The organism is Rhizobium sp. 16-488-2b (assembly GCF_017741815.1).
Taxonomy (GTDB): Bacteria; Pseudomonadota; Alphaproteobacteria; order Rhizobiales; family Rhizobiaceae; genus Rhizobium.
The window spans coordinates 1-22,959 of sequence record NZ_JAGHMF010000042.1; the positions used below are offsets into that span (position 1 = coordinate 1).

Genomic DNA, 22,959 nt, shown 5'->3' on the forward strand with positions numbered 1-22,959 from the left:
TTGCTTTCTTGATTCATGAAACTCTCCTCCTTGATCCCTGAAACGCCCTATCAAGGTTCAAAATCTAAATTCCGGTATCCGGGATGACGTTTCGGATTTCGAACATATTGACCAGCATCTAAGAAGTCAACTCCGCTCTCGACGGAAACCTCTTGCTTCGGCCTCGTTTATGCGTGAAAATTGGATCATCAGTACCGCATGCCGGGATCTATTGCGAAACTCATGGTAAAAACAAAACAAACGCCTTCTTCCACGTCGACCGTTCGAGGCTCGGACGAGAACCTCAAATCGCTTGTGAAAATCATGCGCGTCCTCGAGTGCTTCTCTGTGAACGACCGAGCGCTCTCACTCTCTGAAATATGCGACCGGACCGGCTTTCCCCGCAGCACGACGCACCGACTAATGGCCTCGTTGAAGGAAGTGGGATTCCTGGACCAAGACCGCGAACGCGACAAATATCGCCTCGGCCTGAAGCTTTTCGAGTTTGGAAACATTGTGCTGATGAACCTCGATCTTCACCGTGAGGCGCGACCGATCGTTGAGGCTCTCAAGCGTATGAGTGGGCAGATGGTGCACTTGGCGATCTTCGATGGACAGAGTGCGGTAGTTATTCACCGTGCAGATCCATCGCCGGACCACGCACCGACCTCGACTTCAATCGAAAACGCCCCGGTTCACTGCACCAGTGTTGGTAAGGCTATCCTTGCTTGGCAGCCGGAACCCGTGATTCAAAAAATCGTTCAAGCAGGCTTACGCAGTTATACTGACGCAACAATCACTACTGGACCAACCTTATTCTCGGAGCTTGATAGAGTCCGTCAGCGCGGTTACGCGATCGATGATGGCGAACATCAACCTGGACTCCGCTGTGTTGGCGCGCCAATCCGCGACCAGTTCGGCCACGTTATCGCTGGAATCAGTGTAAGTGGACCAAGTTGGCAGATCAATATGTCGGACATCGAAGAACTGTCGAAGGTCGTCATACACCACGCTAACATGATCAGCCACCGGATCGGCCATCACCCTTGAGGACGTGTGCCGGTTTTTAATACGCCCTAGTCGCCCGTCAATGTCGAAGTGTCGTCATTCCCTGCAGAGCGTTGAGCCGTCACGAAGACGCTCACGGTCGGCCTCCATGGCTCCTTTCGATGAGGTGCGCGCGCCGAAACTGGCGCATATCATCGGGCGACGTCGCGTCAGACGAAATTGAGTACTGACTGTCACTGACTTTGGAGTTCATCGAAGAACGCCATGTTAATTGCCTACCCGTTGCCTTGCGATTGCAAACGCCTCGACTAGGTCTTCGCACTGAAATTGGATGAGGCACCAGCGACGTTTCCGGCATCCCTCATGCAAATTATATCAACTTCCAACGATATTGAATTCCGCATAACGGTTTTAACTTCCGGTTACTGGAATCTAGATGTCCGATGACTTGCCCAAGCCCAACGTGCTCGCCTCCTACACGCGTGGACGTCTAACACCTATGAGCTTAAACCAATCTCTTTGCCTTCAGTGCTCCTACCGCGTCAGCGTCCAGGCCGAGCCATTCCGCCAGTACCTCATCGGTATGCTCGCCAAGGCCCGGTGGCGGCCTGCGGATCGTTAGGGGTGTATCGCTCATCTGCATCGTGACACCGGCCATCGTCACCTTCCCTGCGACAGGATGATTGATTTCGACAAGCTGGCCACGGTGATGCAGCTGAGGATTTTCGACCACGTCCTTCAAGGTCGCGACCTTGCAGGCCGGAATGCCGAACTTATTCAATGCGTCAATGACCACGTCGGTATCATGCGCCATGCACCATCCCTGAACGACCGCCTCGATCTCGGCGGCGTTTTGAAGGCGTAGCGGTACGGTGGTGAAGCGCGGATCCTCAAGTAGCTCTGGCATTTCGATCATCGTGCAGACGCGTGCGAAGAGCGGGTTTGTACCAGAAACGATGAGAACATAGTCGCCATTTCGTGTGGCGAAAACGTTGGCGGGTGAAGAATAGCGATCCCTATTCCCGGTTCTTGTCAGCGTGACATTCTGATCTGCCTGCGAGGCGAGCGCCGTTGTAAGGACCGACACGGCGCTATCGAGCAGTGCCACGTCGATCACTTGCCCCTTCCCCGTGCGTTCGCGTGCAAATAGTGCCGCGACAGTGGCGTTGGCGCCATACATCCCCGTCATGTAATCGACGTAGAACGTTCCAGCCAACATCGGTGGCCCATCGGGATCGCCTGCGAGCGACATGAGACCGCTCATCGCCTGTGCGATCCCATCGAACCCTGGGCGCATGGCGTAGGGCCCGTCCTGCCCAAAACCCGACAGGCGCGTCATCACGAGCCGGGGGTTAACGGCCTGCAGCACGTCCCAGCCACACCCCATCTCCTCCATTGTGCCGGGCCGAAAATTCTCTACCAAGACATCCGCATTCCTTGCCAGGTCGATCAGCATCGCCGGCGCATCCTTGTGACGGAAGTCGAGGACCATCGAGCGCTTGTTGCGGTTGAGAGACAGGCCGTACAGGCTTTCGCCGTTCTGGAAAGGCGGGAAATGCCGGCCATCGTCTCCGTAGCCGACCTTTTCGACCTTGAGCACGTCGGCGCCCATGTCACCCAGTATCTTGGTGCAGTGCGGGCCTGCAATGAAGCGAGAGAGGTCGAGAACCTTTATTCCGTCGAGTGGCGCAGTCATCTTCGATCCCATTTCAATGAAAGTCTGTTGTGAACCGGCTTTCAGTACCGGCATTGTGTCAAGTCGCTAACAACCTCCACGCGGCGTCGTTAGCCACAGGGCTGCACCGAGATGGCTCTCACCGGCGCTCCGGTTCCGCCCGCGATCTTCAACGGCAGAGCCATGAAGAAGGTCTCTTTTTGAATTGCGTGCAGATTGCAGACATTTTCGAGGATGAGGATTCCTTTTGGAAGCAGCGTGAGATGCGCCGCGAGATCATCCCCACCATCGCCGGGATCGAGACTTATGCAGTCCGTTCCGACGACCTTGACGTTCTTCTGCGCCAGATATTCCGCCGCCGAACGTGACAGACCGGGCCAGCGGTCAAGGAAATCGAACCCGGCCTCCCCAGCCGCCCACTTATGCCCCCACTGGAAGTCGAAGAGCACGATATCGCGCTCTTCGATGGCGAAGTTTGATGCTTCCCAGGCACGTATTTCGTCTGCCGTGACCTGAACATTCTCAGCCGGAAACGGCCCGAATGTCAGCTTGACGGCACGGCCTACCAACTGATCGAGCGCAATTTCATCGATGTTCTTCCGCGCCGGATCGCCCTCCCGAACGAAATGCGAAGGCGCGTCCAGATGCGTGCCCGTATGTTCTCCTAGCACGATCTGGTTCATCTCCGCCGGGTCCCCCATCGAACACCAGCGCATCTGGAAATATTTTGGATGGGTAGGATAGGTAGGCATGCCGTCTTGCAGAGGGCGAGTAAGGTCGACAATCGGCGAATTGCCGAAAATCTTCACAAGCGAACGGATGTTTTCACATTGGCACATTCTCAGCCCCTTTTCAGTTGTCGCGCTTCGGAGCGCGCAGTGATAACGGCGATAATCAGAACAAGGCCGTTGAAGATCGGCTGCATCCAAAATGGTGCGCCGAGGAGATTGAGGCCGTTGAAGCCGACCGCCAGAAGCAGGATCGCGACCAACGTGCCGGGGACGTTGAAATAACCTGGCTTGTAGGTCGTGACACCAAGGAATGCGGCGGCATACCCCGGCAACAGCAAGTCCGGGCCAAAGCCCGCGCTGGCCGCTCCGCTCTGACCGAGTTCGAAAAGCCCACCAATGGAGATGATCAGACCGGCAAAAGTAAAGGCGAGTACCTTGACCCATTTCGTCTTGATACCTGCAAGAAATGCAACACGCTCGGAGCCGCCGACGGCATAGAACTTCCGCCCCATTGGCATCTGTTCGAGAAGATAAAAGAGAACGAGCGCGATCAGCAGCGTGAACCAGACGCTTACGGCGAGCCCTATGAATGAGGTCTGCCCGATCGAAAGGACAAATTGTGGAATGCCGGTGAAGAGTACCTGGCCGCCACTGAGCGCAAGAGTGAGTCCGCTCAACAGAATGCCGATGCCGAGTGTCGATATAAACGAACTGATCTTGAACGTTACCGTCAAGAGTCCGCTTAGGAAGCCGACGCCCGTGCCGGCGATGACCATTGCCGGGACCACGACCGATGCGTTGAAGCCGGCGCCGCCAAGATAGGCGCCAAGCATCACGACGAAGCCGATCAGATAGCCGAGTGACAAATCGAACTCCCCGACGATCAGCGGAAACAGCGCCGCGAAAGCGACACAGGAAACGACGGTCTGCACGACGAGAATATTCTGGATATTGCGCGCCGTTAGGAACTGGCTGCTTAACGAGGCAAATACTACGATGAGGACCAGAAGCAGGAGCAGCGTCGCATAGCGCGTCAGTATCCCGCGTGTGAAGGAAGCAAGCGGCGAGGCCTGTTTGACGGCGGTTGCGGCGGAATTTGGCATGGGCGTGGCTCCGTTCACGAGTAGGACCATTCTGATATTTTTTCGCGGGTCACGTCCTCACCCTCCAGACAGGTGCTGATCTTTCCACCACGCAATACGAATACTTTCTGGCAATGCGCGGCCAGTTGATCCGGCTCGGTCGACAGCAGGATCACCGCAACGCCATTTTCGGCGGCCGCATGCATGGCGGCAAACAGCAGGTCACGCGCATTGGGATCGACGCCCTGCGTAGGGTCGTCGAGAACGAGAACAGCTGGCGCAAGCGAGAGCCATTTTCCGAGAATGACCTTCTGCTGATTGCCCCCGCTAAGCGTACCGAAAATCGCCGAAGCATCGGGCGGACGAACGTCGAGCATCCCGATCAACGATGATGCGAGATCGGCCTTCTGCTTTGATCGATGCCACCATCTATCGCTTGACGGCAGGGTGAGATTGTCGCTGACGGATAGAGTTGCGATGCCGCCGGAACGCAGGCGGTCAGCAGGCAAAACCGAAATTCCCGCCTTGATGGTGACGCTTGGGTCCGTAAACGTCGGCAACAACCGGCCGCGAACATGAATCTCGCCGGCGTCGTAAGACGATTCCCCGGCCAGAATCTGTGGCAATTCCTGGGCGCCGCTGTCGGCCAGCCCAGCCACACCGATCACTTCGCCCGGACGGATGCTGATGTTAACGCCATCGAGGACCGTGGCTTTGAGCTCGCGCAACTCAAGCGCGGGTGGCGCTGACATGTCGATGACGGAAACCGCCGAACGAGCGCGGGCCCAGTAGCCCATGATATCATCTCGGCTGACTGCTGTCCCGAAGGTGCTCGTGCCGCGCGGGCCCGCCATCATCTCGATAATTTCGCTATTGGTTGTCGCAGTGGACGCTCCTGAATGAACGAGCAGCCCGTCGCGTAGCACGCTTACTGTCTGAACCCTGTTTTCCAACTCGGCCAGACGGTGCGTGACCATAAGAATGGCGAGATCAGGCTGGGCAACGCTCTGAACATGTTGAAGAAAATCCTCAGCCTGCTTTTCCGTCAAGGAAGCAGTGGCCTCGTCGAGGATCAGAAGTCTGATACCGGTCTCGACGCGGTCGAGCGCAATAACCAGTGATACGAGTGCCCGTTCGCTCGCCGCCAGCGAGCCGGATATGCGCCGGGGGTCGATGTCAACGGAGTAGCGTGCCAATCTCTGGCCCGCTTGTGCATAAAGGTTCGTCCAGTCGATCCGGCCGTACTTGCAGGGATAATGCCCGAACATCGCCATGCATTCACCGACCGAAAGAGTGTCGATGAGCGGTGCCTCTTGGTGAACAACAGCAACACCAAGAGCATTGGCATGGTTGGGCGAACTGAAACCATTGGTCGTTTGTCCGCCGATCCGGATCGTTCCACCATCGGGCTGATAGACGCCCGACCGAACTTTGCTGAACGTCGACTTTCCGCTTCCATTCGCACCGAGAAGGGCGTGGGTCTCGCCCTGTTTTAGAACAAGGCTGACGTCCTTAAGTGCTCGAAACCCGCCAAATGTCTTGGTGATATGGTCTGCTGTAACGGTCATGGAGACCTTCCTTTGAACCCGGACGCGAGGGTGCGTTAAACGCCCCTCGCCGGCAGGCCGTGATTACTTCCAGAGTGCGTAAAATTTTTCCTGGTAATCCGGAGCAGCGGTCCAGTCCGTACCCGTCGGTGGCAGATTGTCCTTGTTGAGCACGATGAAAGGAAGGCCCTCTCCGCGCGGTTCGGCAAGGTGCTGCTTGTTAAGCAGGCGTATGGTCTGGTCGACGATCGCAAAACCCATATAGCGATTGTCATAGGCGGCATCGGCGACCTGGATACGCCCGGAACGAATGAAATCCAGGTTCTGCTGATTGCCGAGAACGCTGACAACTTTGACTGTTCCAAAATTGGCCAGCTGAAGCGCCGTGACCTGGGCCGCCGCAGCCGGATCAAATGGAGAAAACAGATATTCGGTGTCCGGGTTGGCTCTCAAGTAGCCAACAGTCTGCTGACCGAGCGTTGTTCCGACTTGGCTACCCGTGAAATACTGCAGATCGGAGACGGTGCAATCCTTGCACGCCTTGAGGCCATCGAGAAGGCCAGTCTGCAGGGCAAGAACCGACGGGAACTCCTTGTCGCTGAAGACGGCGACCTTGGCTTTGCCCGACGAGTCTTTGATGATCCATTCCGCCGCCTCGCGGCCGAGTGCGGCATAATCAGGAGCAACGTCGAAGGCGTAGCTGAGCGCGCCTTCCGCTGGCTTGGCCGTCGGGTTGGGGCTGTCAATGCCGTTCGAGCCGGACACGACAGGAATATTGGCCTTTTTCGCAGCGCCAAGACCAAGCTGGACGAGATTGGGATCGATCGCGATGTTCACGATGACATTTGCGCCAGACGAGACAGCATCGAGCATCGCGGCATTCTGCTGCCGGGCGTTACCACCGCCATCGAGAACAGTCACATTCCAGCCGAGCTTGCCGCCGATCTCCTTGATGGCATCGGCCGGCGCGACACAACCGTGCAGGACCGAAAAGCATGTGACGACTGTCACGTTCAGGTTTGAGGGCGCCTTTGCCGGCTCCGTTGGCCCCTTGAAATCCTGCGCCGAAGCCAGCGTGGCGCAAGATACTCCCGCAAGCAAGGCCGTTGCTGCGATCAGATTTTTCATTTCGGTCTCCTCCCTGGTTGATGGTTTAAAAAGACGGCGGTTTGCCACGTTCATACGATGGCGAGCGGGCGTATCATTGATCCGGTCGCGCCGGAGATTGGCAGCGGAAGACACAGGAAGAGAAACTGAGAGACGCCATCCCGCGCCAGTTCTTCCTGATAAACCCACTCCAGAATGGGGATGCCATGCTGCTGCAGCAGATAGCGGTGTACAGGTTGAGGATCGCCATCTATGCCCGAGGGCGAAACCTCAAGAACAACATTGTCGGCGCCCACCGCGGCGGGTTCAAACTGCATAAGCCATTGCGCACCCTCGAGATTTAGCCCCGAACCCTCCGCGCGCGAAATCAGCTCTTGATCGGGCCATCCATCCATCGTGCCCGTGCGGATCAGGACGACATCACCGGATCGAAGCGATATGCCTCGGTGTTTGCACGCCTTTTCCAACTCTGCAGGGCCGATGGGCTGGTGAGCATCAAGTCGCTCCATATCCAGCGCGGCAGGGATGTCGAGCATCACACCCCGGCAGATGAAAGGGGGAAGCGCGGCAGCGTCCTGGCACATTGGTCCGAAGTCGCCAAGGCATTCATCGGCGCGATACCCGCCATGCCACTCTGAATGCGGGCCGCATGTGACATGAGACAGCGCGTCGATATGCGTGCCCGTGTGCGTGGTGCACATCAGAAGTTCTGAAATAAAGCCGAAGTTGACGGTATTGTGACGAAGGAAACCGAGATCCTTCTGGTTCCGCTGGCCCCGTGGTGATCTGTAGGTCAACACCTGAAATTGTGGATGGCCTTCCGCCAATGGCATTCCCGGCCACCATCCGGAGCACAGATCGTAGCTCTTCCCTTGTGTCGGTATCCGTAGCGCATCGAGCGAAATATCCAGCTTTTGAGGGCGCGAAGCCATGAGTTCCTCCCACCTGTCAACCGATTGCATTTGAATGAAACGTTTTGAGCGGCACCGGCCGGATTTCTGTCAGCCGGTGCCTCGCCGCATATTAGGCGTTGATTTTGCAAGACGCCCATCCGACGACCGTCATACGATCATCGGATGCCCTGCGCACCCAAACTTCGAGCTCCACTTTCGTTCGCCCATCGGCTTGCTTCTCGACCGCGGTAACCTTGCCGGTCAGCGCGATTGGATCGAAGACCTGCAGCGGCGCAATGAACTTCAGCTGGAACCAGCCGGACGTGAACCAGTCTTTCCCAAACGCGCGGACCATGAGTTCGCCCATGAGGCCAGCCTGCTGCTGCCCCTGAACGATCGGAACGCGCAACTGCCCTTCACGTGCAACCTGTATATCGCTATGCGTGTTCTTGACGTATTCGCCGACGCGGGAAAAAACAGCGGTCTGCTCGGCAGTAACTGTCTTTTCAAGCGGCGAGAGCACATCTCCGACCTTCGTGGTGGCATCGACGCGCTCGATGGAGCGCGAGTTGACGGGGATTTCGCCCGTGACAGGGCGGGATGGAGTATCGCTGGCCCGTCCACCGATGGCACCGGGGACAGTGCGCAGAATTTCAACGCCGCGATGGCGGATGATGCTGCGCCCGTCTTCGCCGACGGCCTGTGCTTCCATGATGACGTAACCTTGTCCACGCCGAACATAGGATTCGACGTAGGCGCCCTTCATCGTGACCTTTTCACCGAGCTTGACTGGATTGTCGAACCACATCTGCTCTTCGGTATGGAAGCCCACCGTCTTGCTGCCCCGATACTTCAGGGTGAAGAGCTGCACCAGATCGTTGCCGAGCAGGCACGCCTGGCCGATGCGGTCATCGCCAAACGGACCCGCTTGCAAGTACCACGGATTATAATCGTCCTGCGTGAAGGAGAAGCGCTTGATCTTGTGATCGTCGACGATGATCGATACCGGGCCGAATTCCTCCGGGATATCGAGGTTTTCGAAGACCGGCTCCTTGAGGCCGGCCTCAAGGTCATCGATCTCTACGGCTCGTCTCGGATCAGTCAGATCACGCCACAGCTTGGATTTTTCAGCATTCTCGGTCATGGGTTTATCCTTCAAGTAATATTGCCGCGACATGGGAAACGGTTAGTCACCGCTCTTGAGTTCATCGGCCAGAGATCGTGTCAGTCGCGCAACGGCCAGCATACCGGGATCATCGACACCAATTGTCTGGTCTCCGAACATCCGAGCGCGGCCGATGCGATTGGGCTTGGATCGAAACTCGTCTAGAGCTGCCTCACTAGCGTCGGCCGCGGTTTGGAGATCGGGGGTTTCAGCGAGTCGCCTAGCGATCGCATCAACCGAGTCGAGGATCGTCTTGTCGCCAATCTCGGCCTTGCCCCTTGCCATCATCGCTTCCATCGCCTTGTCGAGCAGTTTCGGCATGGCCGACGCCTCTATTGCGACGTGGCCTTTGGTTTCCTTGCCAAACGTCAGGAGTGCAGTCGCGACCAGTGTCCCAAGGCTGGCACCCGTCGATGTAGCTGCAGCCCGGGCGAGCGCGTTGAAGGCCGCACTAATATCGCTCGCCTGCGAAAGGTCGGTCTGCGAAAGGCCGGCAAACAGGCGCGCGAGCATGGTCCCGGTGTCGCCGTCGCCGAGTTTGGCATCAGCTGCGTTCAGCACCTGTTCGAGGTCGCGCATGGCTCTATGGAAAGCGTCAACGCATGCCGTCAGCTTTGACTTGTCCACCATCATGACCGCACCGTCCAGAATGGGCAAGACGATGGCGCGCCGAGAAGTTTCTCGATTTCGGCGTCGACGAAGCTGAGACTAACAGAGACACCTGCCATCTCCATTGAAGTTGCGAAATGGCCGACCAAGGGCCTGACGATCCTGATCCCGGCCCCTCCGAGCCTTGCGGATGCACGGCGGTACAGGATGAACAGCTCCTCCAACGGCGTGGCACCCAAGCTGTTGACGAGAATCGATACGGTGTTGCCCGCGCCCTGCGGCTTGTCTGCCAGAAGCCTCTCGATCATCTCGTCGGCGATGACGTCGGCCGTTCTCAGCTTGTCACGCCAAATTCCGGGTTCCCCGTGAATACCCATACCCATCTCGATCTCGTCTTCCCCAAGAATGAAGGACGGACGATCGGCGCCCGGAACCTGACAGGGTGAGAGAGCTACGCCGATAGTTCTGGTCATATCGACGGCACGCTGTGCGATACCGCTGACGGTATCGAGGTCGGCACCACTGTCAGCGGCCGCCCCCGCCGTCTTGTAGGCATAGATGATACCAGCAACGCCACGGCGTTTTTGCCTTTCTTCAGGCGCGGCACTGGCGATGTCGTCGGTTCCAAGCACGGTCGTCGTGCGAATACCCTCTTCCTCCAGCAGTTCGCCTGCCATGTCGAAGTTCATCCGATCGCCGCCGTAGTTGCCGTAGAGGCGCAGGACGCCCTTGCCCTGATCCGCAAGCTTGATGGCATCGATGCACGAGCCGACTGTCGGGCCTTCGAAAACGTTGCCGATCGAGCAGCTGTCGAGCAACCCGTGGCCCACATAGCCGGTGAAGAGCGGCAGATGGCCTGATCCGCCACCCGAGACCACGCCCACCTTCCCGGTTGAGCGGGTTGCTCGGCGGATGACGCGACCATTCTCACCGTCGCGTACCAGGGAAGGATGCGCTGTCACCAGTCCGTCGAGCGTTTCGTCGACGAAATCCTGCGGCCTATTTATGAGCTTTTTCATGAGTTGACTTCCTCCTCAGTAGCTCAGCGCCGGGTTGTCGTTGAACATTGTGATCGGCGGATAGGCCAGTTCATCGGTAACGACATCGAGAACCGTGGTCTTGCCGGAGGCGAAGGCGGACTTCAGAGCAGGAAGAAAGTCATCGGCCTTTTCGATGCGTACTCCGTCGCAGCCTGCGGCGCGGGCAATTGCCGCGTGATCGACGGGTGTGAAGTCGCAAGCATCGGAATACTCGCCGAAGATGACCTTCTCGGCATGCTTTTCATAGCCCAGAATCGAGTTGTTGAGGACTGCGACGACGACTGGAAGATTCATGCGTCGTGCAGTTTCAAGTTCGGACCAGACATGCGCAAAGCCGCCGTCCCCTACCAGAGCGAACACGGGAGCCTCCGGAGAGGCGACCTTGGCGCCAAGCGCGAATGGTAGGCCCCAACCAAGACCGGCAAGACCGCGCGGAGTGATGAACCGCTGCCCGGCCCTGCGACTCGTCAGGAAGTTCGCGACCCAGATCGACGAATAGCTGGCATCGGAAACGACGATCGTCTCTGGAGTCATGATGCTGTCGAGATCGCTCATCAGGCGCTCCGGACGCAACGGGCTCTGATTGGAGCGCGAAACCGCTTCGCCGTCTTTTCGGCCCTGATCGAGTGCCGCTGCGATTTTCTGCTGGAGTGCCGGGCGCGCGGCTTTACGCTTCGAGAGGTCCGAGGCAGCAAGTGCCTGGGTTAGCGCCGCCAAGCCGAGCTTGGCATCGCCGACGAGACGAACAGCCTCGTAGTTTCGACCAACTTCGCTAGAATCGACATCGAGATGGATGTAGGTGGCTTCCTTCGGATAGAGCTGCCAGCTGTCCGTTCCATTCTGGTTGGTGCGATTGCCGATCAGCAGGATAACGTCTGCCTCGGCAACCAGGGAGCGAACGTGCTTGCTGCGGCTGCGATCAGCCATGAAATAGCCTACGACGCCAACGCTGAGGGGATGCGCCTCATCCACGGCGCCCTTGCCCATGACCGTCGTGGCAACCGGTATTGAGGCTGCTTCCTGCAGCGCTGCCAGTTCCGGCGCAGCATCCGAGATGTGAACACCACCGCCGGCGATGATCAGCGGCCGTTCTGCTTTTGACAGCAGGGATGCGGCTTCGGCCACCTTCCTCGGATCAGGACCGCAGCGATCGAGAGGAAAATGACCGAGCGATGCGTTTCTAGCCATTTTTGCCGGAGATGCCGTTTCCATGAACATGTCGATCGGTGCGATCAACACGGCGGGACCGGGTCGGCCGGAAGCCGCCGCGGTGAAGGCCATGTCGACATAATCATCGATCCTATCAACGTCGGCGACGCGCTTGATCCATTTGGCAACGCCCTTGAACAGCTCGAGGTGGTCGAGCTCCTGGAAGGCGTTCTTTTCGGCAAAGGGGCGCGCGACGTCCTGGACGATGGCGACGACTGGAACCGAGGCTTTCATCGCTTCGGCCAGGCCGGCGACGAGAAGCGTCGCAGCGGGACCGTTCTGGGCAGTGACGACCGGCACCTTGTGAGACATGCGGGCATACGCGTCAGCCATCACCGAACCGGCGTTTTCCGTGCGGTAGCCGATCTGGCGAATGCCATAGTGCGGCGTTGCAAGGAAAAGCGCGGCAGGGATTGCCTGGCCGAAGATCACTTCGACGCCGTGACGCTTGAGGGCGGCAGCAAAGACGTGAGCGCCGGTAGTGGCGTTGGAACCTTCGACGGTTTCAGACTTAACTACAGTAGTCTTGACGTTCATTTGGGAACTCCATTCAACTTGGGGGGCGTAAACGCCTATCGGGTTTCGTCTGATGGCTCAGATCGGCGCAAAGAGGATTTTTCTGGGGTCTATGTCGCGGCGGATGACCCGCAGGTCGTCGTCGCTGGGTCGTGGGGTAGTTGGGATCCGGTCGAGATCTCCGAGATCGAAACCGGTCGCATCGCGTAGTTCAGCATGGGTAACGCCTTGGTGGATCGACTGCACCTTGATGCGGCCAACCTTGCGGTCGAAATCGAACACGCATTTCGGTGTCAGCACCAAGGTCGGACCGCCCCAGTCGAGCCCCAGCTTCCGGCGACCGTCATCGCCACCCGGGTAACCGACACCGGAAATGAAATCGACCTTCTCAACGAAGTTGCGGCGGTCATGATGCGGCATCATGATGTACTCCCGCCGGAACAGGGTCATATGTTCGGGTTGAAGGATCGGCCCCACCAACCGCACCTTCGGCTTCTCATAAGGGCCAATGCAAACGCTGTTGATATTGCCGACGACATCTACCTGTACGGCGCTGGAGAAGCCGAAGCTGATGTCACCGCGCTTCAGTGCCCACTGACCGGGATAGTCATATGTCTGAGCTTCAGCCGAGAGGTCACGAAGCAGCGCATCGTGCTCGCTGTCAGGCATTGCATTCAGCTGGCTGAAATCCGGATTGTGATAGCAACCAGCGAGCAGCAGTGTCAGATCAGGTGCATGGGTCCGGCGCGCAAGCTCCATCGCCACGATCGGGATTGCCGTTCCGAACATTGCGGCGGCCCTACCTGTAAGAAGGCCGGTAAAACCGACTTCGCCGTTGTTGAAGTCCTTAGCAAGAACAGCGGCAAGCGTTTCGAAAAGGGTCGGCTCGATCATAGCAGGCTATCCATGTCCTTAAGACGCGCAAGTTGTGCTGCGCCCACGGTTTCGAGATAGGCGTCGTTGCCGCCGGTGAGATGCACGAATTTCTTCAGATACGCCGCCGTGCCTTCCGGCGTTTCGGACGCAGCGACATACTCGCCGTAATGCTTTTCATCGGCATGATAGGCGCCGAGCGCAGGGGTCGGATGGGCACCATAGGGCAGTTCCACGACAGCCGTCACTTTGTAGGACGGCAGTTCCACCAGCCGCGAATGCCTGCGGATAAATGCGTTGGAGACTAGTTTTTCTACCGTGACAATAACCTTGCCCGCCGAACGCCCCATCAACACGTCATTGCTTTGCGGCAACAGCCGGCGGGCTGGAAACACCACGTTGCCGCGTTCATCAGCCGCAAGAGCATGGATCACGACGATGTCGGGATCGGCAGCGGGAACCGCATGCATCGGTCGCCCGGAAATAGGGCAAGCGAAAGGCTTGATCGCGTCGTTATACTTGACGATATCGTTGCCGCCGAGGAACGGCACCGGCCAGAAGGCAAGGCCCTCCTGGCTGGCACGGAACCTGTCCCAACTGACCATTTCGGGGTAGTCGACGACCTTGAGATCGCCATTTTCAACGGCACGCCGGTAGTGTCGGGCGAGGCCGTGCTTTTCCAGACCGACATAAGAGGTCTCGACGTGGCTTATGCAACCTCCTGCAGCCAGTAGATCGACGTCGTAGGACTGTGCGGAACCGACGACCGTAAGGCTCTTGCGGCCCTGCCTGACAAGTTCCCGAACAAAACCCATCGGCTTTTGATAGACCGCAAAACCTCCGAAGGCGATGCGCGCGCCATCCGGGACGAGGCCGGCAGCCTCCTTGAGTGATCGCAGTTTCGGTGTTGGATTGGTCATCTTATCTGTCCTGCCAAACGGGACTACGACTGGCGCTTGCGGAGCATGCTCCACCAGACTGCAAGAATGATCACGAAACCCTGCGCGATGAGAAAGAGAACAGGATCGAGCCCGTTGAGGATCATGCCGTTGCGCAGCACCGCGACGAAGAAAACGCCGATCAATGTTCCAATGATGCGGCCAACACCGCCGGTGAGCACAGTTCCGCCGACGATCACAGCCGCAATGACATCGAGCTCCATCAATTCGCCTACGGTTGGGGTTCCAGCGTTCAATCGCGACGCAAGCAGCACGCCGCTGATGGCCGCAAGAAGCTGGATCATGATCATGACGGCTATGCGCAGCCGGGCGACTTTGACTCCGTAGCGTGTTGCCGTGTCCGGATTTCCTCCGACGGCATAGACGTGCTGCCCGAAGCGATGCTGTGACAAGACGAACCAGCCAAGCAGGACCGCGACAATCATTACCCAGACCGGAAAGGAGAGTCCGAGGAAAGTCGCATACCAAAGGTTTCCGAATGAAGATGGAAGAGGACTGATGGTGAGGCCGTCGCTGACATAGAAGGCAATACCGCGCAGACCCGACAAAAGACCTAACGTTGTAATGAAGGTCGGAATGCCCCAGATGACCCGAAGTGCACCGACGAAGGCCCCTACTGCGGCGGCTTCGACCAGAACGATAAGAAACGCCAACGGCAGTGAGATTCCGTGATTGACGGAGAGCAAGGCAAAAAGCGTCCCTGAAAGACCGACTTGCGCCCCGACCGACAGATCGATTTCACCAGTGATGATAACAAACGTCATCCCGACGGCAAGGATCGCAATTACCGACGTCTGCTGCAGCAGCGTGGCCCAATTTTCTGCGGTGAGGAAGTTCGCGGAATTGAAGCTGAAGAACACGATCAGCGCAGCCAAGGCTACCGCAACACCGATTTCAGCTCGCCAACCTGACAGGTTTATCTTACGGGGCGAATGCGCGGTCGTACCGGCGCTTGAACCAGCAATATTGGACATCTTTACCTCTATGAAGCGAATGGCCGACCACGAAGGCTCGGCCATAGATCTGAACGGCGTCAGTTGTTTGCGAGCGACTTGACAAAGTCGAGGTACTTCTTGACCTCGTCCGGGTTCTCGCGTGTGTAGATCTTGCTCTGAACCTCGACGTTGCGCGGGACCGTCTCGCCCTTCAGATCCTTGACGGCAGATTCAACCGCCGCGTAGCCTACCTGGTAAGGTTGCTGATCAGCGACTGCGTAGACTTTGCCGGACGGATCAAGCATGTCGGTCGCCAGTTCCTGGCTCATGTCGACACCATAGAGGCGTACATTAGAGCTCTGTCGCTTGGCGGCCTGCGCGGCGCCAGCCAGAGATCCGGAGTTGGATGCCCAGACCGCAGAGGTTTTTGGATCGCGCTGCAGAAGGTTTTCATAGCCGTTCGCGCCGAGCTCCGGTGTTGCCGCAGCCACTTCGGCTCCAACAGTGATCCCGTCGCCCTTGAGAGTCGACAGGAGACCAGTCTTGCGCGGCATCATGTTCGGATTGGTCGGCGGTAGCGTGATCAATCCCACTGTGTTCTTGCCACCGTTGATGCCCGACAGCTGCTTCACCATCTCAGTACCGAGTTCCGCCGCCATCTTGTAGCTGTCGACGCCGATCGTGTGTTTGGCAATCGACTTGTCTGCGAGCGAGGTGTCGAAGTCAACGATGACGACGCCACGACCGGTAGCGCGCTTGGCGGCAGCTGCGGATGCATTGACGTCGAGCGGCGGCATTACAATCGCCTTGGCGCCGCGCGTTACCAGGTCTTCGATGACCTGCGCCTCGGTCGGTAGCTGGCGGCGGTTCTGGCCGACCTGAAGTGTTACATTGTACTTTTTCGCCGCGTCCGTCATCCCGCGCTCGATTTGTTGCCAAAACTGGGAATCACGTGCGTAGATTACCGCGCCGATCACGGTTTCGTCGGCAGCGCGCACCGGCATGACGGCCAACGTTACGGCTGCAACGGCCAATAGGCCGGAAACAAGTTTCTTCATGATCAATACCTCCCGCTGATCATTGATACACCTCCCGCAAGCCTGGAGATTAATACTCACTGCTGCTCGACTTGCGTAAAAAACGTTTTCCGAAAACGTTTCGATAAATAGACAAACACATCGCCACCGCCTTGTCAAGACTGAACCGGCGCCGTCAGTTACCGTCTGGCTTGCCACCCCCCGCGACCGGCGAAGCCGTCGTTCCTCTGATAATCAATCGCGTCGGGAGAATTATCGGCTTACCCACCTTTGCAGGCTTGCGAATCCGCTTCATCAGCAGCTCTGCCGCGGCGGCGCCCATGTCACGCTTCTGCAGTTGGATCGTCGTCAAATTAATCGATTTCAGACCGGCTAGCGAAATGTCGTCCAACCCGATCACCGAGACATCCTGCGGTATCCGCAAGCCCTCCTCAAGCGCGACTTGCATGAAACCGAGGGCGTTCATGTCGCTGCTCGCAAGTACACATGTCGGACGGTTCTTCATCCCGGTGAAGTATTTGCCCGCCGCAAGTCCGCTGTCGAAAGTGTAGCGGCCCTCAAAGATCATTGATTTCGACTGAGAAAGCTTCAGTCGTGCACTCTCCTGCTTGAACGTCTCCAACCGCTCGCGCGCGGAACTAGATTCGAGCGGGCCGGTTACGAATCCTACCCGCCGGTGACCCAACGCATGCGCATGACGAATCGCCTCGGCGAGACCCTCCTGATTGTCGGAACCGACGTAGTCGTCCTTCCATTTCGAACTCCTGCGCTGCACCAGCACATACGGCGTGCCGCCGTCCAGAAGCGCACGAATACGAGGCGATTCACAGTGCTGCGAGATCAGAACCATGCCGTCGACCTGGCGGTCGTAGAGGGTCTGCATCTGGAGGATTTGCCGCTCCTCATCCTCATCGGTATTGCACAGCAGCATCGTGCATTTCTCACGAATGGCGACGTCTTCGACGCCGCGAACGAAATCAGCCGAGGACGGATTGGCGACGTCCGCAATCAGGACGCCAATCGTGAAACTGCGCTGCATGCGTAGGGCCCGCGCCACCGCGGACGCGCGGTAGCCAAGTTTGCGGGCCGTCTCGTCGACAAGCTTCCGGGTCTCTTCCTTGACGTAATTCTTCCCCGACAGCGCATTCGACACCGTCGACAGCGCCAGCCCCGAGGCTTTCGCCACGTCCTTGATGGTGACTTTCTTCCGCTCTACCATACGACCCCTCAAAGAGAAATTTTCATTCACTGCGCTTTTCAGTCTGCCATGTTGACAGCGCCCAAGCAAAGACTGTATCAATATATCGAAACGTTTTCCAGAAACGTTTTCTTACTTCGCCAAAATGTCCATGGAGACGCATCTTGGGTGCGGGACGGCGAACAAACAGTGAGACGACAGAACCCTGTTTTGGTCGGATGGAGGAAAATTTGCCATGAAAAATGAATTCTTGTTGCGCGTTACAGACCTCAGCAAGTCGTATGGTGCAGTGCAGGCTCTCCAGGGCGTCAGCTTCAACATGCGCGCGGGCGAAACCATTGCCTTAGTCGGCGATAACGGCGCAGGAAAAAGCACACTCGTCAAGCTCCTCTCCGGCGTCCTGCGCCCGACCTCGGGCTCGATAGACTTGAATGGCAGCACGGTAGACCTCACCTCGCCGGACGTCGCCCGTAGCAACGGGATCGAGACCGTCTATCAGGATCTTGGACTGTGCAACAACCTGACCGTTGCGGAAAACATCTTCCTCGGGCGCGAGGAAATCGTCGGCTGGGGCCCTTTTTCGTTTCTGGCGCGCGCTCGCATGCGACAGAAAGCCAAGCAGGCACTTGATGGCCTGTCGATTAATGTCCCCTCGCCCGACCAGAACGTCACCGGTTTGAGCGGCGGCCAGCGGCAGGCGGTGTCCATCGCCCGCACGCGCCTGTGGAAAAGCACGCTTGTCATGCTGGACGAGCCAACTGCTGCACTCGGAGTGCAGGAAACCGCCAAAGCGATGGAAGCCGTGCGACGACTGCAGAAGGCTGGCGTAGCAATCATCTTGATTACCCACAGCATGCCAATGGCCAAGGAAATGAGCGACCGCGTCGTGGTGTTGCGCCGTGGCAAGAAAGTTGGTGACGTTCGTACCGATTCTGTGTCCGGCGACGAAATCGTTTCGCTCATAACCGGTGCCCGCGAACAGCAGATCGAGGCAGCGTAATCGCCATGGCGCGCTCAAAGCTTGTTTCTCTTGACGAGGCAGTTGCCTGCGTTGGCGACGGCATGTCCATGACCGCCGGCGGGTTTGCGCACTCCCACCAGCCACTTGGTTTCTTTCGTGCGCTCATGCGCACCGACGTCAAGGATCTCACGATCATGGGCGTTGCGGAATGCTGGGTCGCAGAATGGCTGGCAGCGGCGGGAATGCTGCGCCGCGCCTATTTCTCCAATTTCATGTTTGAAGGCTTCGGCCGATGCCGCCGTTTTTCGGAAGGGATCGAAAACGGCGAGATCGAAACGGAAGATCACAGCCATTTCGGAATGGTCATGCGTTTTGCCGCGGCGGGCCTCGGGCTGCCTTTCATGCCAATGCGATCGCAGGCCGGTACCGATGTTATGAACGTGGCCGGCTTCGAGGAGCCCTCGTCCAAGGCCCAGATGTTCCACTCGCCTTTCGATGACCAGATCGTCAGCCTGGTTTCACCACTCAAGCCGGATATCGCCGTAATTCACGCCGCGCGCGCGGACGAGCTGGGGAATGTCGAGCTTTACGGCACGACATCGGTGATCGAAGAGCAAGTCCGGGCTGCATCTACGGTTATCGTTACAGTTGAAGAGATCATCTCCACGGACGAGATCAGACGCAACCCGCAGGCAACGCTCATTCCAGGTCTGATGGTCGACAAGCTGGTACACCTGCCATATGGCGCCTTTCCGCTCGGGATTTATGGCTATTACGAATATGACCGCGAAGCGCTCGCCGAATACTACGAGGCCTCCCGGACGCGGGAAACCACGCAGGCATGGCTCCGCGCATGGGTTCACGGGATCGCCTCCCATGGTGATTATCTCGACGCCCATGGCGCGGACCGCCTGCTGGCGCTGCGCACCGATCCCCATCTCGGCTATCGATATGTTCCACCGGAAGGGGCAGCCAAATGACCACGATCAGTCGCGATATTCTCATGGCCGTGGCGGCCTCGCGAGAAATCAAGGATGGCGAGACCGCATTCATCGGCACGGGATTGCCGATGGTTGCAGCTTACCTCGCCAAGGCCACACATGCACCGACCGTAAATCTGGTTTTCGAATCCGGGATTATCGATCCTTCCCCGATCGAACTCGCCTCAGGAGTAGGTGAATACAAGCTCGTCTACGGTTCGACGAAAATCGCCGGTACTTTCTATGCCCTATCGCTTTTGCAGCAGGGCAAGATCGACATCGGTTTTCTTGGAACCGCGGAGGTCGATGCCTTCGGCAATCTCAACTCGACGGTGATCGGCAACTATCGCAAGCCCAAGGTGCGGCTGCCGGGATCAGGCGGCGCCAATGACATCGCGTCCATGGCAAAGCGCTTCGTCATCATCGCGCGTGCCGATCCCAAGCGCTTCGTCGAGAAGCTGAACTACCTTACGACGCCCGGCTTTCTCAGCGGCCCCGGCGCACGAGAAGCGGCAGGCCTCCCGGGCAGCGGCCCGGTGAAGGTGATCACCGATCTCGGAATTCTTGGCTTTGATCCTAAGACCAAGCGGATGCGCATCGAGGAGACCTATCCGGGGATCGACGCCGCTTGTGTGCAGAAAGCCATTGGCTTCAGCTTGGAGAGCTATGCTGACACCAGAGTGGCGACTCTTCCGACCGATACTCAGATCCAATTGCTGAAAACGCAAATTGATCCGAACGGCATGTACATCAAAGATGCTTAGGCCCTAGAACATGACACAGTCCGAAAACATATATGCGACCATCGAACACGCGGTCAGCCGGATTGCCGACGGAGCCATTTTGGCGCTCGGTGGGCATGAGAACGACCGCCATCCGACGGCAGTCGTACGTGAAATCATCAGGCAGGGAAAGAGGGGCCTGCAGATCGCCGGTTTCCGTTATGGCAGCGACTTGGACATGCTCGCGCGCGCCGGATGCGTCGCGACGATCAACACGTCGCCCGCTTCCGAGGACCTTTCGCCGCTTGCTGATCTTCCTTTGCCCGAGGTGGTCGTATCTACTCATATGCACCCCGACGTGGCGTTCGCACGGTTTCATGCCGCAGCTTCCGACCTGCCATATGCGCTCGTGAAAGCGTATATGGCTAACCATGACGGGGCGGAAACCGCTGCAGCGCCGGATATTTTTGGCGGGGAATTGGCGACGGCGGTGAAGCGGATGTCTCCCGATGTCGCCATCATTCATGCTCATGCCGCAGACATCCACGGCAATGTGCAGATGGACGTCGACGCACACGCGGAGTTCGCACGCGACATCGTTCTGGCGCGCGCCGCAAAATACGTGATCGTTTCGGTCGAACAGATTGTCAGCCCGCAGACGACGGCAAACGCGCCGTGGAGGACCGTGCTGCCCGCCGGACTGGCCGATTGCGTCGTGGAGGCGCCATATGGAGCGCATCCCAGCGCCTGCACCGCCCGATACACGGCTGACGGCCAGGCGGCGGTGGACTATCTGACCGCAGCAAGGACCGCGGGCTTGCTTGAGCAGTGGCTGGCCGCCAGCGTCTATAGTCTTCCAAACCATCAAGCCTATTTAAATCGCCTCGGCATGATGCGAATTCAAGCCATCACGACAAAGCGATCGGCGTACGCCTAAAATCGCGATCTGGAAATAAAGAGGCGTTGAGTTCATGGCTCCAAGTGGCGAAACCGCCAGGATCAATAACGACAGTGTCGTTGCTGCCGAAGATCTCTATCTCCAGGCTTTACGCGTTTTATGGGAAAAGAACTGGCCCCAACACTTAAAAAAGACGCCGCAGGATCCGATGCCGGGATTAAGCCTGCCGCAGCGGCTGGCGGAATGGGCACAGCGGACACCCGACAAGATTGCAATCTGGTTCTACGGCCGCTCATTCTCGTATCGTCAGCTGTTCGATATGAGCGAGCGGTTTGGGGCCAGACTGTTGGCCGAGGGAGTAAAAGCGGGCGATCGTGTTGCGCTTTTCATGCCGAACTGCCCGCAGTTCACGATCGCTTTTCTCTCAATCCTGCGCATTGGAGCAGTCCACTGTCCGATTAGCCCTATGGCCAAGCGCGAGGAACTGGAACACGAACTAAAGGATTCCGGCGCCCGCGTTATTGTCGCTCTGCAATCTCTGCTGCCGGTCGTCGAGACATGCGAGGGTACAGATCTCAACGTATATTTTCGGACGCGTATTTCCGACGCCTTGCCAGCCGTTCCCGAGCTGCCGGTCCCTGCGATGGTTCTCGAGGAGGAGCCGCCCAGCGGAAACGCGATCGACTTTTTTGACGCGATAGCAGATACGGCATCGCCTGCCCCGGTTCCAAGGACAAACGAAGCGGCGCTCGATCGTCTGGCGTCGATTAACTACACGAGCGGCACAACGTCCCTGCCGAAAGGTTGCCTACATACCCAAGCCCACATGCTCTACACCGCTGCGGCCAACCATCTGCGCGAGACGAGCTTCAGTGAGACAACACTGAACTTCTTTCCTCAGTTCTGGATCGCGGGGCAGAACCACGGACTGGTCTACCAGATCTTTTCCGGAACAACGCTTGTTCTCTTGTCGCGCTGGGACCCTTTGGCCCTCATGATGGCGGTGGAGAACCAGCAGGTCGGAGCGACGACGATGCTCGTCGACAACCTGCTGGAAGTCATGGACCATCCACGCTTTCATGAATTTAATCTTTCGAGCCTCAAGCTCATCCGCTGCGTGTCCTTCGTCAAGAAGCTCGACATCGGTGTGCGGAAACGGTGGACGGCGAGATACCCGAATGCGGTACTGTCAGAGTCGGCTTGGGGAATGACCGAAACCCACACAGCCAACACGGTGACGATTGGCTTCCAAGAGGAGGATTTCGACTTGAAGTCGCGGCCTACCTTCGTCGGTCTGCCGTCACCCGGCACCGACTTCAAGATCTGTGATTTCGAAACAGGCGAACTGCTGCCCCTTGGAAGCGAAGGTGAACTATGCTGTCGCTCACCCGCCGTCTTCAACGGCTATCTCAATGCCGCGGCAGCAAGTCGTGAGGCTTTGCGAGAAGGCTGGGTTCATTCTGGCGATATTGGTCAGATCGATACCGAGGGTTTCATCCATTATCTAGGCCGGAAGAAAGATCTCATCAAAGTCAACGGGATGAGCGTGGCCCCGGCCGAAATAGAAACGATCTTGGCAAAACAGTCGTCAGTGCTCGCGGTTGGCGTAGTTGCACGACTGGATGAGCTTCGCGGTGAGGTTCCGGTCGCATTTGTTGAGCTCCAGAAGGAAGCAGTTTCAACATCCGAAGCCGAGCTTGTCGCCTGGTGCCGCGACCGCATCGCCTCCTACAAAGTGCCTGAAGTGCGTATCGTTAAAGCGTTGCCACTCGGCCAGACAGGCAAGATACACAAAGAGACGCTTAAAGATTGGGCGAGGCAGCCAATCTAGTCGA

The 22,959-nt window shown here is 57.9% G+C and carries 21 protein-coding genes; 6 read left to right on the forward strand and 15 right to left on the reverse strand.

All coding sequences use genetic code 11. The features are described 5' to 3' along the window. Window positions 1–180: 180 nt before the first annotated feature. Window positions 181–1,029: an IclR family transcriptional regulator gene (locus J5286_RS30055; RefSeq protein WP_245206667.1), complete on the forward strand. Its 849-nt coding sequence runs from the start codon at window positions 181–183 to the stop codon at window positions 1,027–1,029. Window positions 1,030–1,492: 463 nt separating this feature from the next. On the opposite strand, the gene J5286_RS30060 is transcribed toward J5286_RS30055, so the two are convergent. The 15 genes from J5286_RS30060 to J5286_RS30130 form a co-directional block, all read right to left on the reverse strand. Next, window positions 1,493–2,737 carry a CaiB/BaiF CoA transferase family protein gene (locus J5286_RS30060; protein ID WP_209193575.1) on the reverse strand — a complete coding sequence of 415 codons (1,245 nt, stop codon included), beginning with the start codon at window positions 2,735–2,737 and terminating at the stop codon, window positions 1,493–1,495. Window positions 2,738–2,772: 35 nt separating this feature from the next. Further along, window positions 2,773–3,501: a cyclase family protein gene (locus tag J5286_RS30065; protein WP_280638515.1), complete on the reverse strand. Its 729-nt coding sequence runs from the start codon at window positions 3,499–3,501 to the stop codon at window positions 2,773–2,775. Window positions 3,502–3,503: 2 nt separating this feature from the next. Next, window positions 3,504–4,496 (reverse strand): ABC transporter permease, encoded by a 993-nt coding sequence (locus tag J5286_RS30070; protein ID WP_209193577.1) that lies wholly within the window; start codon window positions 4,494–4,496, stop codon window positions 3,504–3,506. 14 nt (window positions 4,497–4,510) lie between these two features. Further along, the gene (locus J5286_RS30075) at window positions 4,511–6,043 is read right to left on the reverse strand and encodes a sugar ABC transporter ATP-binding protein (protein WP_209215405.1); all 1,533 of its coding nucleotides are present in this window, start codon (window positions 6,041–6,043) and stop codon (window positions 4,511–4,513) included. A gap of 63 nt (window positions 6,044–6,106) precedes the next feature. Further along, the gene (locus tag J5286_RS30080) at window positions 6,107–7,150 is read right to left on the reverse strand and encodes a sugar ABC transporter substrate-binding protein (RefSeq protein WP_209193579.1); all 1,044 of its coding nucleotides are present in this window, start codon (window positions 7,148–7,150) and stop codon (window positions 6,107–6,109) included. Between the two features lie 50 nt (window positions 7,151–7,200). Beyond that, window positions 7,201–8,061 (reverse strand): cyclase family protein, encoded by an 861-nt coding sequence (locus tag J5286_RS30085; protein ID WP_209193580.1) that lies wholly within the window; start codon window positions 8,059–8,061, stop codon window positions 7,201–7,203. 91 nt (window positions 8,062–8,152) lie between these two features. Beyond that, the gene (locus tag J5286_RS30090) at window positions 8,153–9,166 is read right to left on the reverse strand and encodes a MaoC family dehydratase (RefSeq protein WP_209193581.1); all 1,014 of its coding nucleotides are present in this window, start codon (window positions 9,164–9,166) and stop codon (window positions 8,153–8,155) included. 42 nt (window positions 9,167–9,208) lie between these two features. Further along, entirely contained in the window at window positions 9,209–9,820 is a 612-nt protein-coding gene (locus J5286_RS30095) for a dihydroxyacetone kinase subunit L (RefSeq protein WP_209215406.1), read from the reverse strand. Next, complete coding sequence (locus J5286_RS30100; protein ID WP_209193583.1) at window positions 9,817–10,815, reverse strand: dihydroxyacetone kinase subunit DhaK; 999 nt, start codon at window positions 10,813–10,815, stop codon at window positions 9,817–9,819. Before J5286_RS30100 ends, J5286_RS30095 begins: the two co-directional genes overlap by 4 nt. 15 nt (window positions 10,816–10,830) lie before the next feature. Next, a complete protein-coding gene (locus tag J5286_RS30105) occupies window positions 10,831–12,582 on the reverse strand; it encodes an acetolactate synthase catalytic subunit (RefSeq protein WP_209193584.1) in 1,752 nt (583 codons plus the stop codon). Between the two features lie 57 nt (window positions 12,583–12,639). Next, window positions 12,640–13,455, reverse strand: a complete 816-nt coding sequence (locus J5286_RS30110) for a CoA-transferase (protein ID WP_209215407.1) — start codon at window positions 13,453–13,455, stop codon at window positions 12,640–12,642. After that, the gene (locus tag J5286_RS30115; protein WP_209193586.1) at window positions 13,452–14,354 is read right to left on the reverse strand and encodes a CoA transferase subunit A; all 903 of its coding nucleotides are present in this window, start codon (window positions 14,352–14,354) and stop codon (window positions 13,452–13,454) included. The genes J5286_RS30110 and J5286_RS30115 overlap by 4 nt, the downstream gene beginning before the upstream one ends. Window positions 14,355–14,377: 23 nt before the next feature. Continuing rightward, window positions 14,378–15,367 carry an ABC transporter permease gene (locus J5286_RS30120; protein ID WP_209193587.1) on the reverse strand — a complete coding sequence of 330 codons (990 nt, stop codon included), beginning with the start codon at window positions 15,365–15,367 and terminating at the stop codon, window positions 14,378–14,380. 59 nt (window positions 15,368–15,426) lie between these two features. Next, entirely contained in the window at window positions 15,427–16,386 is a 960-nt protein-coding gene (locus J5286_RS30125) for a sugar ABC transporter substrate-binding protein (protein ID WP_209193588.1), read from the reverse strand. Between the two features lie 154 nt (window positions 16,387–16,540). Further along, window positions 16,541–17,584 carry a LacI family DNA-binding transcriptional regulator gene (locus tag J5286_RS30130; RefSeq protein WP_209193589.1) on the reverse strand — a complete coding sequence of 348 codons (1,044 nt, stop codon included), beginning with the start codon at window positions 17,582–17,584 and terminating at the stop codon, window positions 16,541–16,543. Window positions 17,585–17,798: 214 nt separating this feature from the next. Here J5286_RS30130 and J5286_RS30135 point away from each other — a divergent pair, with 214 nt between their 5' ends. From J5286_RS30135 to J5286_RS30155, 5 genes are read left to right on the forward strand one after another with little or no spacing between them, the layout of a single operon-like run. Then, window positions 17,799–18,563, forward strand: a complete 765-nt coding sequence (locus tag J5286_RS30135; RefSeq protein WP_209193590.1) for an ATP-binding cassette domain-containing protein — start codon at window positions 17,799–17,801, stop codon at window positions 18,561–18,563. A 5-nt stretch (window positions 18,564–18,568) separates the two neighbouring features. Next, the gene (locus tag J5286_RS30140) at window positions 18,569–19,504 is read left to right on the forward strand and encodes a CoA transferase subunit A (protein ID WP_280638516.1); all 936 of its coding nucleotides are present in this window, start codon (window positions 18,569–18,571) and stop codon (window positions 19,502–19,504) included. Further along, window positions 19,501–20,268, forward strand: coding sequence for a CoA-transferase subunit beta (locus J5286_RS30145; RefSeq protein ID WP_209215408.1), 768 nt, complete (start codon window positions 19,501–19,503; stop codon window positions 20,266–20,268). The genes J5286_RS30140 and J5286_RS30145 overlap by 4 nt, the downstream gene beginning before the upstream one ends. Window positions 20,269–20,278: 10 nt before the next feature. Continuing rightward, window positions 20,279–21,163 (forward strand): CoA transferase subunit A, encoded by an 885-nt coding sequence (locus J5286_RS30150; RefSeq protein ID WP_209193593.1) that lies wholly within the window; start codon window positions 20,279–20,281, stop codon window positions 21,161–21,163. Between the two features lie 34 nt (window positions 21,164–21,197). After that, window positions 21,198–22,955, forward strand: a complete 1,758-nt coding sequence (locus J5286_RS30155; RefSeq protein ID WP_209215409.1) for an AMP-binding protein — start codon at window positions 21,198–21,200, stop codon at window positions 22,953–22,955. Window positions 22,956–22,959 lie beyond the last annotated feature (4 nt).